The organism is Corynebacterium meitnerae, from assembly GCF_027570075.1.
Taxonomy (GTDB): domain Bacteria; phylum Actinomycetota; class Actinomycetes; order Mycobacteriales; family Mycobacteriaceae; genus Corynebacterium; species Corynebacterium meitnerae.
Window position 1 is genome coordinate 141,778 of sequence record NZ_JAKMUS010000001.1, and the last position, 15,806, is coordinate 157,583.

Sequence of the window (15,806 nt, forward strand, 5' to 3'; positions counted from 1 at the left end):
ACGAATGAGGGCACGTTAGTTGCCAATAGCCACGACACCGCGGCGAATCGCGTCGACTGCCTTGCGGGCATTCTGCTTGATCTCCTCGGAGTACCCAGTGCGCGCGATCTGCTCCAACAAATCGATGACCTGGCGGCACCACCGGACGAAATCACCCGGTGTGAGCTCCGCACCTGATTCCGCGGCAGCAGCCAACGCATAACCCAGTGGTGCGCCGGCACACCACTGATGAATCGAAAGGGCGAAGCTGGGATCCGGGATACTCGTCAGTGGTAGGCGGTGACGCTGCTCATCACTGGTGAGCTCTGTGTGAATACGGTCAGTAGCGTTCATGGCATCAGCCATGCGATCGGTGGCGGCTTCCGGATAACCACCGGTTGCCTTGCGGTTCTCAAACACGCACATGGACGCCACACCGGCCAGTTCCGCTGGGTCGAGCTCATCCCAAATCCCGCGCTTGAGGCATTGTGCCACCAACAAGTCAGACACGTTGTGAATGCGTGCGAGGCGTTCGCCTTCCTCCGTCACCGTCGGCTCGCCGTCAACCAACTCGACGTAATCCATCTCCGTCAGCAGCCCGATGATGCGCTCGAAGGTCTTACCCAGTGTGTCCGTCTGCGTGTTCACACTGTTCTGCGCAGTAGCCAGTCCGCGTTCCTCACGCACGATCTCCTCACCAATACGGGCCAAGCGCTCACGCTCCGCCGGGGGCCAGGAGTGGATGGGGTGGCTCCGGATCGCGTCGCGAAGCTCAAGCATGCGTTTCGACGGCCGCACGCGTGCCTGTGTCTTCAGCTTCTTCGGTGCCTTGAAACGCCCACGGTTGAGCTCGTAGACCACCTTGCGGGTGTGCTTGCGTGGTTTGTGCGCGATGTCATGTGGCACCTTGATAGAACCAACCACAACCGGTGCATTAGCAAAGGCCGCGGCGTCAATACGTCCGGACCAACCTCGCTCGGTGGTAATCCACGGCCGCGGGTCGTCCTTCCTACCAGCAGGCGCGACAACGGCAGCGAGTTCGGGACGGCGCTTTGACGGCAACGCGATGACATCGCCGATCTGAAGGCGCCCAAGGACTCGCTGGATTTCCTTGTTGCGCTCATTCAAGGAATTCTTCTTGGAGCGTTTCTCTTCCTCGGAAAGGTCACGGCGCAAACGGGTATACTCGACGAGCTCAGCGGCATAATCGATGTCCTCGTCAAGGCCAAGCTCCGCAAGTTCCTCCTTCAGGGAAGCACGCAAGGACACAACCTTGTCCTTCTTCCTCTCGATATTGCGCACTTCACCGACGACACTGCGGTCAGTCTGGAACTGCGCAAACGACTTCTCAATCAGCCGGATCGAGGCCTCAAAGCCATTCATCTGCAGCATGTTGATGGCCATGTTGTAGCCCGGCGTGAACAGCGAGATCAGCGGGTACGTGCGCGTCGACGCAAGCCCAGCCACTGCACGAGGGTCCATCGCGGGCGACCACTGCACCACCGCGTTACCAATCGTGTCAATGCCACGACGGCCTGCGCGGCCAGTCAGCTGCGTGTACTGGCCCGGCGTGAGATCAACGTGCGCATCGCCGTTGAACTTAACCAGCTTCTCCAGCACCACGGTGCGCGCCGGCATGTTGATACCCAGAGCCAGGGTCTCCGTTGCGAAAACGACGCGCACGAGACCTTGCACGAAGAGCTTTTCGACGATGTGTTTAAACGCCGGCAACAACCCGGCATGGTGCGCCGCGAATCCCCGGGACCACGCGGTGCGCAGTTGGCGGAAGTTGAGAACCTCGAGGTCTTCCTCAGGGATTCCTTCGACGCCTTCATCCGCGATCTGCTTGATCAGTTCCGCTTCCTCGGGAGTGGTCAGCTCCTTGCGGGAACGCAGGCACTGGAACAACGCACCGTCACAACCAGCACGGGAAAAGATGAACACGATGGCGGGCAGCATGTCGCGGCCTTTGAGCGATTCCACGACCTCCGGGCGCCCCACTGGGCGGACACGGTCTTGAGGGCGTTCATAGCCACTGCGTCCACCGCCCGAACGGGAACGGAAACCGCGGCCCTCACGGAAATCATCGCGGCCTTCATTGGCTGCACCGGATTCCAGGCGCTCGATGGTGCGCTCCAGATCCTTATTCACCTGACCGTCAGTGCCAGGCTCAAACAACGGCAGGATCTTGCGCTGCACCATCATGAACTGGTTGAGCGGCACCGGGCGCTTCTCCGAGAGGATGATTTCCGTGTCCCCACGAACCTCGCCCAACCACTGGCCGAATTCCTCCGAGTTGGACACCGTGGCGGACAAACCAATGATGCGAACGGACTCGTCGAGGTTAAGGATAATCTCTTCCCACACCGCTCCCCTGTCACGGTCCGCGAGATAGTGGATCTCATCCATCACCACATGCGACAAGCGATCAAGCGCCGGCGATTCGGCATAGATCATGTTGCGAAGCACTTCGGTGGTCATGACCACGATCTCGGCGTTGCCGTTGATGCTTGTATCGCCGGTGAGTAGGCCGACTGCATCTTCGCCATGCTCATCGACGAGATCGTGGTACTTCTGGTTGCTCAGCGCCTTAATCGGCGTGGTGTAGAAACACTTTGTGCCGCGTGAGAGGGCCAAAGAGACGGCGAATTCACCGACCACGGTTTTACCCGAGCCCGTCGGCGCGCACACAAGCACCCCGCGATCATCTTCTACTGCTTGGCAGGCCTCCACCTGGAAATCATCGAGGGGAAAGCTTTTGGTGGCACGAAACTCGTCGAGATGCGAAGAAAATGAGCCGGATTCCATGTCCCCCACCCTACGTGGTGGGGGCTAGAGAACGTCGTCGAAGTAGCCCGGGGTGTCAGAGGCGTTGTTGATGCCTTCTGAACGCGTTGGTGGAGCAACCGGCGACGGGGCCTGCGGTGCAGCAGACGCGTGTACCGGACCTTTTGGTCCGCCAACGGATGTGGCAGCGCCGACTGGTGTGGGCGCAGAAATCGGGCCCGATGCCTCATCATCTGCCAGGTCGACCCACTCGTTCTTCTTGGCGCTGCGCTTGTCATGAATACGGCAGAACTGGAATGCCATCTCCACGAGGAAGCACAGTGAAAGCGCCAGCACGATCATGGAGAACGGGTCCTGGCCCGGGGTCATAAACGCCGCGAAGATGAACAGGATAACGATGATGATGCGGCGTTTGTCCTGAACCTGGTCATACTGCAACAGCCCAGTCAGGTTCAGCATGATGATGAGCAGTGGCACTTCAAAGCTGACACCGAAGATGACGATGAGGGCAAGAACGAAGTTGTAGTACTCGCCACCGGACAGGGCACCGACTTGGTACTCACGACCGATGGACATGAGCACATACAGGCCCTGGTCAACGATGAAGTACGCAAGCACTGCACCCGCAACGAAAAGAGTCACTGCAAAGGTGACAAAGGAGAGGGTCCAGCGACGCTCATTCTTGAGCAGGCCCGGGGTGATGAAGCCCCAGATCTGCAGGAGCCACACTGGTGAGGCAACCACGAGTCCCGCGAGGAAGCCAACCTTCAGGCGCAGCATGAACATCTCAAACGGGGATGTCGCGATAAGGCGACACGAGCCATCCGAGGTGAGGTCAGCGCGCAGCTCCACCGGCAACGAACAGTACGGCCGGCGGATGATTTCTCCCAGGGGCAAGATGTTGCCGGGTGCCCACTGGTACCAGATGAACCCGAGCACGGTGCCCACAACGACGGCGGCCAAGGAGATCAGCACCCGGCGGCGCAGCTCCTGCAAGTGCTCAACGAGGGACATGGATCCCTCGGGGTTATTCCGCCTCCGCCGCCTCTTCTTCTGCGGGGACGCGGTGGATGGAGAGGTCACGGATTAATTAGCCGGGTTGTTCCGCTGGTTCTCCGGGCGATCCCAGAAACTTTGCTCTGCAGCAGACTGCGCAGCCGACGTGCCGGTGTTTCCGCTGGTCAGCTCACGTGGCTGTGCTGGGGCCTGGTTCTGCTGCTGATTGGCCTGTGCCTCATCATTCTGCATCTCCTTGACCTCAGACTTGAAGATGCGCGCGGAACGGCCGACGGAGCGAGCAAGGTCCGGGAGCTTGGCTGCGCCGAACAGAAGAAGGATGACAAAGACGATCAGGAGGATTTCCATGGGGCCGAGATTTGGCATCGGATTTCCTTTCACACAGTGGGGCGAACTATCCCGTCAAGCATAACGCTCAAGCGCAGCTTTGCCACGAGCGGCCAGCTCTTCGGCGATGTGAATTGGTTCCACGACATCCACCCGGTCAGCCTGACTCAGGCAAAAACGCACCAGCCAGTCATCGCTGCCATAGGGCATTGTTGCGACTACCCAACCACGATCCCGCTCGTCATGCAGCTCGATCTGCCAGAAATCCGCCAGCCAGGTCGCCTCCGGGTGGATGCGCAGCGTGGCTACCTTTGCGTCGCCGAAACCGAAAGGATCAGCTGCGTTGTAGACCGAGCTACCGGGGGTGGAGGCGGAGGCGGGCACGGGATCGTCGATAAGCAGCGCTTCTTTAATGCGATCCACGCGGAAGGTTTTGGCGGTACCCTCTTCGACGGCGGAGAGATACGTGTTGCCATCGCGATGGAAGATTCCCACGGGGGCGACGGTGCGCTCACGTGTTGTGTCGGACGTGGCGGAGTAATACGTCAGACGCAACATTCTGCGCTGGGACAATGCCTCTGAAATCGGGCCGAGTGCACCGGGGGTATCCGGGTGCTCTGCATCAGACACTCCCACATTGCTCATCACTTCGCGGATCTTCTGCGCCGCCGATGTCACCGCGGAGTGGTCAATGAGACCCGGCATCGTCTCCAGCGATTCGAGAGTGAGAAGCAAGGCATTAGCCTCAGTGGGTGTCAGGCGCAAAGGAGCATTCATGCCCTGGTCATCGATGACGGTGACACCAGACCATTCGGGGGCAAGATCGATCAGTTCCTCGGGGCGTTTACCCACGCCAGAGAGCATGAGGCGCTGCAGATCCCCCATCACGTCCGTGTGCGAGTACCCGAGGTCGCGGGCGATCTCCATCGGGGTGGCATTCGGGTGTTTGTGCAGGTACGGGATGAGGTTAAGCGTGCGTACGAGGTTGGAGATCTTCTCCGGGCTATCCTTCTTCGTCACTACTCTTCGCCTCCTTGTGCGGCAGCGCGCAGCAATGCGATCACACTCTCACGCACATCCTCCGGCTCTTGAACGACTGCGTGAGGCGCGTAACTGGCCACGGTGCGCACGAGCCAATCGCGCTCAACACCTTTAAAGACAAGAGCACCATCAGCGCGGGCCTCCCCTGCCGCCGCGAGTTCAGTACAGGTGCCAGGATCAATGGTCACCACTGCGTCCACAACCGGACCCCGCAATGATTCTTCGACCACTTGTTGCAGTGGCTTGTCAGCTTCAGTGAAGCCTGTGGCCTGAACCTTGCGGATGTTGGATACCCGGACCGCACGGAAGCTGCGCGGCGCTTGGCGTTCAACGTCAAAACCGACAACATAAGCTCGATTATTCAGTGCGACGATGCCCCACGGGTCCATCGTCCGTGTTTGAGTCTCCGCGGTTGGTGCGGGCTTGTAATCGAAACGCATGCGGATCTTCGCCCGGACACATGCGGTAACAGCAGCCACGATGTCTGAATCCAAACGTGAAATATCGTTGTCCAGCGCGGCAATGGGAACCTCATCAAACGTGCGGGTAGCTCCCGCGGCAGCGATCTTCGTCCAACCGGAACGTGCGAAAGCGCCAAGACTCCCCTGCGTGCCAAGGTCGCCTGCCAAGCCAAGGACAAATGCTTCCTCATCGGTGAAAGAAATGGGCGGGAGCTCATAGGCGTCCTTGTTCACCCACACCAAGCCGTTTTCTGCACGCGCTGGCACACCGGCACGCTTCAAAGAAACAACATCGCGGGTGATCAAGCGCTTGAAGGCCACGTCCGTTCGGTTCTCATACCCTTCAACATTGCTGCGCACCCACTCATACTCCCGGGGCCGGTTGGACCCCAAGAGAGCAAAAGTGAGGTTGGTCAGCCGCTGGATTGCGGCATCCGCATTCGGGTGCACAGTGTTGGAAGGTTTAGCCACGAATTCCCCCTAGTGGCGCATCGAGTTCATCAGCGTGTTCACGCATGTAGGCCAGCAAACCATCCACGCGGGAATCTGTCACCGCGAACGGATCCTGAAGGTCCACCGTCTGCGGCACGGGGCGGTCCACCTTGAGGTGAACCCAGTCCACGGTGTGGTGGGCACCGAGCGCGCGGGCTTCCTTGAGGAACAGTGAGCGCAGATGACCGCGCGTTGTCTCCGGCGCGGTGTGCGCGGCCGCCGCAATCGCCTCATCGGTTGTCCACCGCTTGACCAGACCTTTACGTTCCAGCAGGTAGAACAGCCCACGCGCCCGGTTGATGTCGTGATAAGCCAGATCAATCTGCGCCAGCTTCGGGTGTGACCAATCCCCGCCCAAGCGCGCACGGTAGCGCTCCAAGAGGTTGCGCTTGATCACCCAGTCAATCTCCGTGCTGACAGGCTCAAAGTCTTGCTTTTCGACGGCCGTGAGAACCCGCCCCCACAGTTCAAGGACACGGCGCAACTCCTCCACCGGGGCCCCTTCATCAGGGCGTTGTTCCAGCCAACGGGTTGCGGCCTCGTACACGCCACGCTGAACCTCCAGCGCGGTCACCGTGGAACCGTCCTTGAGTACCAACGGTGTTTGGCCAGTGGGGTCCGCAGCGATCTCCTTGATGTGCTTGATCGGCTCGGCGACGTCGAAAGCTGGAATATCCCACTCCGCCTCAAGCATTTCAATGACCAGCTGCGTGGAGCCGACCTTGAGCGCGAATGAGGGCTCAGCCATGTTGGAATCGCCCACGATGACGTGCATGCGGCGGAACCGGCTGGAATCCCCGTGCGGTTCATCGCGGGTGTTGATGATCGGGCGGGTTCGCGTCGTCGCTGAGGACACGCCTTCCCAGACCTGATCGGCGCGCTGGGATAAAACGAACTGACCGTTCTTGATCATCCCGGCACCGCACAGCAGCTGACGCGTAATCAGAAACGGCAGTAGACGCTTGCCAAAATGCTTGAGCGAAAGACCACGGCTGATCAGGTAGTTTTCGTGCGTGCCGTAGGAGTTTCCGGCGGAGTCCACATTGTTCTTGAACATGTAGATGTCCCCGCCAATACCCTCCTTCGCCAGAGTTTCCTCCGCCTGCGCAGCCAGGTCGTTGAACAGGAGCTCACCAGCCTTGTCGTGGTTGAGCAGCTGCGTCAGCGAGTCACACTCAGCCGTGGCGTATTCCGGATGCGCGCCGACGTCGAGGTACAACCGCGCGGCATTATCCGTGAACACGTTCGTGCTCTTGTACTGGGCCACGACGGGCTTGAACAGATAACGCGCAATCTCCTCAGGTCCGAGGACCGCGGAACCATCGCGCATAGCGGTGAGGCCGAATTCGGTTTCCACGCCCATGATCCGGCGTGGGTAGACAACGGGTTGATCCGTCACTACTGGCCACCTTTTTGCACGTAGGAACGCACAAATTCCTCGGCGTTGTTGTCCAACAGCGAATCAATCTCATCCAACAGATCGTCAGTGCCAGCAGTGTTGACAGTGACCTGGCCGGCGTCCTGTGCGTCGCCGTCGTCCTCAGATCCACCAGAATGCTTCGTAATGTGCTCTTGAGCCATGTTCTCTACCCTACTTCGCCTGTGTGCCAAGGGCGGCCACGATCTCATCTGCCGTTTCCGCCGTGTCCAAAATGCGGGCCACGTCGTCCTTGGTGAACTTGTCCACCGCGGCAATGGAGATCGTCCGCGGCCCCTGTGCCGTATCAAATTGAATGGTCTGCCAGCTGGAAGACAGCACATCCGCGCCAAACTTCGCAGCCACACGGCCGCGGAAGTACGCGCGTGAGTCCTCCGGCGGGTTGGCCGCGGCCCGCGCGATCTCCTCAGCGCTCACGAGTGTGCGCATCCGCCCCGCCCGCACCAGCGCGTGATACAGCGAGGTCTGCGGATCAATGTCCGCATACTGCAAGTCCACTGCCTTCAGTTTTGCATCGCCCATGTCGACACCGCGCTGGATGAACCCATTGATCAGCGTGTACTTCGCCGCCCAATCAAGACGGTCCGCGGTGCTCAGCGGGTCACGCTCCAGATCATCGAGGATCTCGCCCCACAAAGCGTGCACTTGCTTATCGACGTCATCCTGCGCCACCACGCGATCCCGATACGCCCGCTGGAGGGCGATGGCGGTGGCCGTTGAGCCGTCGATAAGCGTCAGCTCATGCGTGAAGCTTAAGTCCCGCGAGACTGCCTTGAGTTCTGCGACCGGAGCCTTGAGACGCAGATCGCTAAAGTCAACGCCCTGTTCAATCGCATCGAGCACGAGCTTGGTGGTGCCGAGCTTGAGCAGGCTGGCGTACTGCGACATATTCGCATCACCCACGATGACGTGGAGGCGACCGAATTGCGTGGCATCCGCGTGGGGTTCATCGCGGGTATTGATGATGCCGCGGTTAAGCGTGGTCTCCAGCGAGACTTCCTGGAAGAAATAGTCCGCGCGCTGGGAGATCTGGAAACCATCCTGCTCACCGGCCTCCCCCAAGCCCATACGGCCGGCCCCGGTGAAGATCTGGCGGGTGACAAAGAACGGGATGAGGCCCTGCGTAATCGCCTCAAACGGCGTTGCGCGTGAGTACTGGTAGTTCTCGTGCGAACCGTAGGAGGCGCCCTTGCCGTCGACATTGTTCTTGTACAGCTTCACCGGCGGGCACGGATCGTGCCCATGCAGAACAGAAACGCCCTCTTCGTAGAGCTCTTTCACGCGTGCCGCGGCCTGGTTAAGAACGAGGTCACCCGCTGCGTCATAGACCATCGCGCTGAACGCATCGGAGATTTCCGGGCTGGAATACTCTGGGTGCGCGTGATCCACGTAGAAGCGCGCGCCGTTCTCCGTGACCACATTGGCCACACCCAGTGCATCCGGTGCGACGATAGGCACCGTTTGATAGCGCTTGAGGTCAAACCCACGCGAATCCTTCAGCGGGTGCTCATCCTGGTAGTCCCAGCGGGCACGCGCCGCGGTGTGCATCGCCGCATATGCCACCACCAAATGAGTAGAGCTGACAATCGGACTCAGCCCCGGCTGGGCGGGGGTGGTGATGCCGTACTCGGTCTCTGTACCCATGAAACGCGTCATGGGTGTTCAGCTTAATGCCCTGTATCGCCGCCTAGCGGTTCAGGGACTCCAGCGCGCCTGGACTGCCACCGGCGATGATGATGTCCGAGGGTGCAAGTACCGTCCCATTGACCATCGGCATGACATCACCGTTGCCGTGTTTCATCGCGATGATCTGCACGCGATGCTTGCGCCACATTTCATCCAGGTCCAAAGCGAATCCAGTAAAGGCATGCGGTGCGCTCATCGAGGTCACACAGTAACCAGGGGTGACCTCAGCAAACTCACGAAACTTGCCACCCAGCAAGTGGGCTACACGCCGCCCAGTGTCACGCTCCGGATGCACAACATGGTGCACACCCAACTGGCTCAGGATGCGGCCATGCGCTTCCGAGCTAGCCTTTGCCCAAATATCCGGCACACCCGCATCGAGCAGGTGAGAGACCGTGAGAATCGAGGCTTCTAGCTGTGTGCCCACAGCGACAACCACGCACTCAATGTCGTCGAGACCGAGCTGTTCGAGTGCCTCCGGGTCGGTTGTGTCCGCCACGACTGCATCGGTGAGATACGGCGCGTGCTCTTTGACCACGCGGCTATCTGCGTCAACCCCGAGAACCTCCACCCCATTGGCGGTGAGCTCTGAAGCCAGGGAAATGCCAAAGCGTCCCAGCCCGATCACCATGACGGGCGGAATATTAATGCGCCCATGAGAGCCATGGAATGCGCGAATTTGCTTAGCCAATGAAGGGCCTTTCTTCCGGGTAGCTGTAACGACGATTCAACGTCGTTGCGGCAAGCGCTGCAATGAGAGTGACTGATCCAATACGGCCGAGGTACATGATGAAGCACAGAACAATCTGTGAAGGCGCAGACAAAGAAGCCGTGATGCCAGTGGACAAACCTGCGGTGCCGAAGGCAGACAGCACCTCAAACGCCACCTGATCGCCAGTGAACTCCGGGTCAAAAACCCGCACAGCACCGATGCCAAGAATGATGATTGCGAAACCCGCACATGCCAGTGCAAGCGCCTGCCGGGTCGCAGCATCTGGCAATGTCCGCTTGCCCACAGTTGTTTCTTCTCTGCCACGGAATTCTGATGCCATGGCCGCCACCAGAACGACGGCAGTGGTCACCTTGATACCGCCCGCGGTGCCGGCTGAGCCACCACCGATGAACATGAGCAGATCCGTGCCCATCAAGGTGATGGGGTGCGCGTCGCCATAGTCGATGGAATTGAACCCGGCGGTACGCGGTGATGCCCCTGAGAAAAACGCATTGAGAAGCTTTTGCCACACGGGAAGGCCAGCGAGCTGGCCTTCCCATTCGGTGCAGGCGACCAGCACCGTGCCGGCGAGGAGGAGAGCACCCGTGGACACAAACGTAATCCTGGCGGTCAACGACATGCGCCGTGCCCGTGACGTCCGGTGACGCATCCGTGAAGCTATTTCGGACCAGACCGGATAACCCAGCCCGCCACCGATGAAACCTGCGGCGATGGGCAGCAAGATCCATGCGTCCGCCGCGAACGGCATGAGATTATCGCTCTCCGTACTAAAACCCGCGTTGTTGAATGCGGAGATCGAATGGAAGATACCTTCCCACATTGATCTCCCTGCGGAGTGGTCATAGCCCAACGCAAAGCGCAGGCCCAGCACAAGCGCAATGAGGGCTTCAGCCGTCAGAGTAAACAGCACCGTAAAAATCAACGTGCGGCGCAACCCAGTTCCGGACATAGGACGACCCTCAGCAGCGCCCGTGCGTCGTGCCTTCAAACTGACTTTGCCAGTGACAACCAAACCCGATAGCGCAGCCAGGGACATAATGCCCAGTCCCCCAAGCTGAATCAGTGCGATGATCACGCCTTGGCCGAAGCCGGTCCAGTACGTCCCCGTATCCTCAACGATGAGGCCCGTCAACGTCACCGCCGACGTGGCGGTAAACAGCGCCGGCATAAATGGTGTCCACGTGTCCCCCTCCGCGGACACCGGCAACATCAGCAGCAGCGTGCCCACGAGGATGAGCAGAAGAAAGCCCACTGCCGTCATGCGCGCCGGGCTGTTAAGCCCGAGCGATGGCATATGTTTCACGAGCACACAGCCTACTCCTGTGGCCTGCGCGCTCGTGTGCTTTCTGGTCGAGTTGTCTACCAACCACGCTCCGCGAGGCGGTGCGGTGCCGGCAGGTCTGCAACGTTGATGCCCACCATGGCCTCACCCAAACCGCGGGAAACCTCAGCCACCGTAGCGATGTCCTGCCAGTTCTGCGTGGCCTTCACCACGGCAGCAGCACGTGCCTCAGGGTTTCCGGACTTGAAGATGCCAGAGCCAACAAAGACACCGTCAGCGCCAAGTTCCATCATGAGCGCAGCGTCAGCCGGGGTGGCCACACCACCAGCGACGAACAGCGGGACCGGAAGCTTACCGTTCTCAGCAACGTATGCAACGAGCTCGTACGGTGCTTGCAGTTCCTTCGCTGCCACGTAAAGCTCATCACGGTTGGAGTTCCAGATGGACTGGAGTTTCGCGATCTCGCCCTTGATGGTGCGCAGGTGCTTGGTTGCCTCAGAGACGTCACCGGTGCCAGCCTCACCCTTGGAGCGGATCATGGCAGCGCCCTCGTTGACACGACGCAGTGCCTCACCCAGGTTGGTCGCGCCACACACGAACGGCACCTTGAAGTCGCGCTTGTCAATGTGGTTGACGTAGTCCGCCGGGCTGAGAACCTCAGACTCATCGACGTAGTGCACGCCAAGGTGCTCCAAGATCTTGGCTTCCACCGTGTGGCCGATACGAGCCTTCGCCATCACCGGGATGTCCACGGCAGCCAGGATGCCCTCGATGAGATCCGGGTCCGACATACGAGCAACGCCACCCTGGGCGCGGATGTCAGCCGGGACGCGCTCAAGAGCCATGACGGCAACAGCGCCAGCCTCAGCAGCGATCTTTGCCTGCTCCGGGGTGACCACATCCATGATCACGCCACCCTTGAAGGTCTCAGTCAGTTCAGCTTTGGAGAGATTGGTAGTGAAAGTCATGGTGCCAGTCTTCCCCGGCGACTGGTAGATTCCTAGTGCCAGTTCTATTTAGATTCTTTGGACCAGTATGCTTATCGACGTCTCCCGCGCCCTCCCCATCCCCCTCCCCGTTCAAGTGGCCGCCGCCATCCGGACGGCTATTACTGACGGATCGCTGCAGCCAGGGGATGAGGTGCCCTCAACACGGGAGCTAGCAAAACTGGCGGGAATTTCACGCGGGAGTGTGGTCACCGCCTACGACCAGCTCGTTAGCGAAGGCTATCTGCTCGCATCGCAGGGGTCCCCAACGCGCGTGCACCCCGACCTGCCAGCCGGGAAGCCTGGCACAGCGAAAAGCCCGATTTTTCGGCCACAGGTTGAATCGGCGCAAAAAACTATCTCATTGAAGCCGTCTTCAGGACACGCCGGGGGCGTCCGCCCCGCCGCGTGGCGCCAAGCGTGGCGGGAGGCTGCCGCGGAACCTGCCATCACCATCGATGCCGCCGGGCAACCCGAACTACGTCGTGCGATCGCCGAACATCTTCGCCTTACCCGAGGCCTGACCGTGAATGAGTCTCAGATCATCATCACCGGCGGTTCGCGTGAGGGCCTCATGCTCATCCTGCTCACCCTCGCGCAGCGTCGCGGCCAGCTACGCGTCGGTGTTGAGGACCCTGGACACCCCGGCCTGCGACGCGTTATCCCGACTGTGGGCCATGAAGCGGTGCCGTGCGCTGTCAACGAGTCCGGGGTGGACGTACATCTTTTACCCAAAGAATTGGATGCGCTGCTTGTCACCCCCGCCTTCCAGCACCCCCTCGGCGCGTCGATGCCTGCTGGTCGACGTTCCGAACTCCTCGCCTGGGCAGCGAAGACCGGCACTGCCCTTATCGAGGACGACTTCAACGCGGAGCTCCGCTACCGCCTTGCACCGCAGCCGCCCCTAGCAGCGCTAAACACGGCGGCAGATGTCTTCACCCTCGGCACTTTCTCGACATTGCTCAGCCGCAACCTTTCAGCCGGCTACGTTGTCACTCCCTCGTCCTTCGCCGAGGATGTGCGGGAAACAAGGAAGATCCTCGGCATGCCAGTGTCCGCTGTGACTCAGTTAGCGGTCGCGCACCTGCTGAAAAACGGCCACGTTCGCCGCAACACGAAGGCTGTGCGGAACAGGCTCTCCAAACGACGGGCGATCATCCAGGCTGATCTCGTTCCAGTGCTCGAAGCCCGTGGTGCGCACGTAAGCGAAATGGCGGAATCCAATGGCGTCGACTTGGCGTTGACCTTCGTCTCCCCCGGCCACCGCGACGCGTTCGTCGCTGACCTCCAGGCGGCAGGGATCGAATGCGGCAGGTTGGAGTCCCTGTGGTCTGGGCAAGAACAATGGCACGAGGGCATCATCATGAGCTTCGCGCATTTGTCCGACCAGGACTTCGACACTGCACTTCGAGCACTCTGCGCAGAGCCAACCAGCAGCACTTAGGTGTATCCCACTTTGGGATACAATGGGCAATATGAACTCGCAAACACGACAAATATCGCTGAGGATCTCTGACAGCCTTGTTTCCGCGATGGATGAGGCCGTCGCATCAGAACTGGCGCGTAGCCGCGCAGACATCGTCGAGAGTGCGGTTGAAAGAGAGCTGCGTAGACTTATCGCGCTCAGGGACGTTGAGATCCTACGCGATAACCCTGAACCAGAAGCCGACCTGATAGTCGACTGGGTAAGCCGAAACGTAGTGCTCGATGACTGACATCCGGTCCGGGGGCATTTACTGGGTTCACATGGATAAGATCCGCCCTGCAGTGGTACTTACACGCGACGTTGCCCTGCCTTATCTTTCCAATATCACCGTTGCCCCAATTTTCACCAAGGTACGGGGGTTGAGAACAGAAGTGATCGTCGACGAACGAAACGGACTGGATCACGAATCTGCGGTGAACCTAGACAATGTGCAAACGGTCTCGAGAAGCAGCGTGTTCGATCAGATCGGGCTTCTCACCTTCCGACAAAAACGTGAACTGGCGTGGGCCCTCGTGCTCGCGTTCGACCTCGAGATACGTCTGCGCGATATTTAACTACCTTTCGGCTCCTCGAGCTATCACAGCACCTCAGCTGCGACTACCCGCTTGCCAGTGCGCCCGGTGATACGCGCCCACTCGTCCGGATTAGACACGTTGGGCATGTCTTCGCTCTCATCCTGCTCCGCACGCACCGCGGCGCGCAGATGATCGGCCGTCACGCCGGACCCGTGCCCGGCGATCTCATCCTTGATGGCCAGCTTCTTCGCACGGTCCACAACGTTGGCAATCATGGCGCCGGAGACGAAGTCGGAGTAGTGGAGGGTTTCCTGGGAGCCGTCGACAAGCGTGAGCTTCACGAATGGCCGCGGCGCGTAGAGCGTATCCACGGCAACCTGGATGAGCTCGTCCACCTCCCCATCGTGCGGTACGTCCTGGGTGAGGTAACGCGCGAAGATGTCCTTGGCTTCGGCACGGTCAGGGCGATCCACCCGGATCTTGATGTCCAGGCGGCCCGGGCGCAGGATCGCCGGGTCGATGAGCTCCTCACGGTTGGTGGCGCCGATGACGATGACGTTGGCGATATCCTCGACACCGTCAATCTCCGTGAGGAGCTGCGGCACCACGGTGGTTTCCATATCGGAAGACACACCGGAGCCACGGGTGCGGAAGATGGATTCCATCTCATCGAAGAAGATAATGACTGGGCGGCCTTCAGACGCGAGTTCGCGGGCGCGCTCGAAGATGAGGCGAATACGACGCTCCGTCTCACCGACGTACTTATTCAGCAGCTCAGGGCCCTTGACGTTGAGAAAGTGAGCCTTGCCGCCATCACCAATGCGGGAGGACAGCGAGTTAGCCACTGCCTTAGCAATGAGCGTCTTGCCACATCCCGGCGGACCGTACAGCAGCACGCCCTTCGGTGGTTTGAGGTCGTAGGCCTTGTACAGGTCAGGATGCGCAAACGGCAGTTCCACCGAATCCCGGATCGTCTCAATCTGGGACCGCAGGCCACCGATGTCGTCGTATGTAACGTCAGGCACTTCTTCCAACGAGAGCTGGTTGACCTCCGTCTTCGGGATGCGTTCAAACGCATAACCAGACTTATAGTCAAGCAGGACCGTATCCCCGGCACGGGCGGTCTTCTGAAGCTTCTCCGTCAGCTGAACGACCTGCTCGGCCCCCTGCATGTCAGAGACAATCGCACGATCAAAGCCGATCTTCTCTGACACTGTGGCCAGCTGCCCCACGCGAGTGAAACCGCAGGCTTCCACCACAACGGACCCTTCGCCCAGGCGGACCAGACCACCGATGGTCAAGGAGCCTGGCTCCACGTTCGGGGACACCTTCAAGCGCATCCGGCGCCCGGAGGTAAACACCTCTGCTTCCTGTCCACGACGTGCCGGGCCCAAGTAGATCCCATACGTCGACGCCGGTTCCCCGAGCGCCTCCACCTGTGCCGAAAGATCTTTGAGCTTGTCGCGCGATACCTTCAGCATTTCAGCCAGTTGCTTGTTGCGCGCGCTCAAAGCTTGGTTCTGAGTCTTTAACTCCCGAAAGTCAGCATCTCGCACAGGTTCGGTCATGCTGCTTA

14 protein-coding genes are annotated in these 15,806 nt (G+C 60.0%); 2 read left to right on the forward strand and 12 right to left on the reverse strand.

The window, feature by feature from the left end; genetic code table 11:
• Nucleotides 1–15 precede the first annotated feature (15 nt).
• The 11 genes from L8U60_RS00675 to pdxS form a co-directional block, all read right to left on the reverse strand.
• Nucleotides 16–2,787, reverse strand: a complete 2,772-nt coding sequence (locus tag L8U60_RS00675; protein ID WP_269964465.1) for a DEAD/DEAH box helicase — start codon at nucleotides 2,785–2,787, stop codon at nucleotides 16–18.
• 24 nt (nucleotides 2,788–2,811) lie between these two features.
• Nucleotides 2,812–3,780, reverse strand: a complete 969-nt coding sequence (gene tatC / locus L8U60_RS00680; protein WP_269964466.1) for a twin-arginine translocase subunit TatC — start codon at nucleotides 3,778–3,780, stop codon at nucleotides 2,812–2,814.
• A gap of 72 nt (nucleotides 3,781–3,852) precedes the next feature.
• Complete coding sequence (gene tatA / locus L8U60_RS00685) at nucleotides 3,853–4,149, reverse strand: Sec-independent protein translocase subunit TatA (RefSeq protein ID WP_269964467.1); 297 nt, start codon at nucleotides 4,147–4,149, stop codon at nucleotides 3,853–3,855.
• Nucleotides 4,150–4,185: 36 nt separating this feature from the next.
• Nucleotides 4,186–5,130, reverse strand: coding sequence for a helix-turn-helix transcriptional regulator (locus tag L8U60_RS10835; RefSeq protein ID WP_269964468.1), 945 nt, complete (start codon nucleotides 5,128–5,130; stop codon nucleotides 4,186–4,188).
• Nucleotides 5,130–6,083, reverse strand: coding sequence for a helix-turn-helix transcriptional regulator (locus L8U60_RS00695; RefSeq protein ID WP_269964469.1), 954 nt, complete (start codon nucleotides 6,081–6,083; stop codon nucleotides 5,130–5,132). Before L8U60_RS00695 ends, L8U60_RS10835 begins: the two co-directional genes overlap by 1 nt.
• Nucleotides 6,076–7,467: a Pup--protein ligase gene (gene pafA, locus L8U60_RS00700; protein ID WP_269964628.1), complete on the reverse strand. Its 1,392-nt coding sequence runs from the start codon at nucleotides 7,465–7,467 to the stop codon at nucleotides 6,076–6,078. Before pafA ends, L8U60_RS00695 begins: the two co-directional genes overlap by 8 nt.
• A 35-nt stretch (nucleotides 7,468–7,502) precedes the next feature.
• Nucleotides 7,503–7,685: a ubiquitin-like protein Pup gene (locus L8U60_RS00705; protein WP_034663289.1), complete on the reverse strand. Its 183-nt coding sequence runs from the start codon at nucleotides 7,683–7,685 to the stop codon at nucleotides 7,503–7,505.
• Between the two features lie 10 nt (nucleotides 7,686–7,695).
• A complete protein-coding gene (gene dop / locus L8U60_RS00710) occupies nucleotides 7,696–9,198 on the reverse strand; it encodes a depupylase/deamidase Dop (protein ID WP_269964470.1) in 1,503 nt (500 codons plus the stop codon).
• Between the two features lie 31 nt (nucleotides 9,199–9,229).
• Complete coding sequence (locus L8U60_RS00715) at nucleotides 9,230–9,919, reverse strand: potassium channel family protein (protein WP_338026462.1); 690 nt, start codon at nucleotides 9,917–9,919, stop codon at nucleotides 9,230–9,232.
• The gene (locus tag L8U60_RS00720) at nucleotides 9,912–11,255 is read right to left on the reverse strand and encodes a TrkH family potassium uptake protein (RefSeq protein WP_269964630.1); all 1,344 of its coding nucleotides are present in this window, start codon (nucleotides 11,253–11,255) and stop codon (nucleotides 9,912–9,914) included. Before L8U60_RS00720 ends, L8U60_RS00715 begins: the two co-directional genes overlap by 8 nt.
• 65 nt (nucleotides 11,256–11,320) lie before the next feature.
• Nucleotides 11,321–12,211 (reverse strand): pyridoxal 5'-phosphate synthase lyase subunit PdxS, encoded by an 891-nt coding sequence (gene pdxS, locus L8U60_RS00725; protein WP_269964471.1) that lies wholly within the window; start codon nucleotides 12,209–12,211, stop codon nucleotides 11,321–11,323.
• Between the two features lie 67 nt (nucleotides 12,212–12,278).
• On the opposite strand from pdxS, the gene pdxR reads away from it, so the two are divergent.
• A complete protein-coding gene (gene pdxR, locus L8U60_RS00730; protein WP_269964472.1) occupies nucleotides 12,279–13,673 on the forward strand; it encodes a MocR-like pyridoxine biosynthesis transcription factor PdxR in 1,395 nt (464 codons plus the stop codon).
• A gap of 263 nt (nucleotides 13,674–13,936) precedes the next feature.
• On the forward strand, nucleotides 13,937–14,269 hold the full coding sequence (locus tag L8U60_RS00735) for a type II toxin-antitoxin system PemK/MazF family toxin (RefSeq protein WP_338026463.1): 333 nt from the start codon (nucleotides 13,937–13,939) through the stop codon (nucleotides 14,267–14,269).
• A 23-nt stretch (nucleotides 14,270–14,292) separates the two neighbouring features.
• On the opposite strand, the gene arc is transcribed toward L8U60_RS00735, so the two are convergent.
• Complete coding sequence (arc, locus tag L8U60_RS00740) at nucleotides 14,293–15,798, reverse strand: proteasome ATPase (protein WP_269964474.1); 1,506 nt, start codon at nucleotides 15,796–15,798, stop codon at nucleotides 14,293–14,295.
• Between the last annotated feature and the right edge of the window lie 8 nt (nucleotides 15,799–15,806).

Bases quoted from the DNA above. Each gene is read 5' to 3' on its own strand.
- pdxR (WP_269964472.1), top strand. From the start codon at position 12,279: ATGCTTATCGACGTCTCCCGCGCCCTCCCCATCCCCCTCCCCGTTCAA.
- L8U60_RS00705 (WP_034663289.1), bottom strand. From the start codon at position 7,685: ATGGCTCAAGAGCACATTACGAAGCATTCTGGTGGATCTGAGGACGAC.
- dop (WP_269964470.1), bottom strand. From the start codon at position 9,198: ATGACGCGTTTCATGGGTACAGAGACCGAGTACGGCATCACCACCCCC.
- pafA (WP_269964628.1), bottom strand. From the start codon at position 7,467: ATGGGCGTGGAAACCGAATTCGGCCTCACCGCTATGCGCGATGGTTCC.
- tatC (WP_269964466.1), bottom strand. From the start codon at position 3,780: ATGTCCCTCGTTGAGCACTTGCAGGAGCTGCGCCGCCGGGTGCTGATC.
- L8U60_RS00735 (WP_338026463.1), top strand. From the start codon at position 13,937: ATGACTGACATCCGGTCCGGGGGCATTTACTGGGTTCACATGGATAAG.
- tatA (WP_269964467.1), bottom strand. From the start codon at position 4,149: ATGCCAAATCTCGGCCCCATGGAAATCCTCCTGATCGTCTTTGTCATC.
- L8U60_RS00675 (WP_269964465.1), bottom strand. From the start codon at position 2,787: ATGGAATCCGGCTCATTTTCTTCGCATCTCGACGAGTTTCGTGCCACC.
- arc (WP_269964474.1), bottom strand. From the start codon at position 15,798: ATGACCGAACCTGTGCGAGATGCTGACTTTCGGGAGTTAAAGACTCAG.
- pdxS (WP_269964471.1), bottom strand. From the start codon at position 12,211: ATGACTTTCACTACCAATCTCTCCAAAGCTGAACTGACTGAGACCTTC.
- L8U60_RS00720 (WP_269964630.1), bottom strand. From the start codon at position 11,255: ATGCCATCGCTCGGGCTTAACAGCCCGGCGCGCATGACGGCAGTGGGC.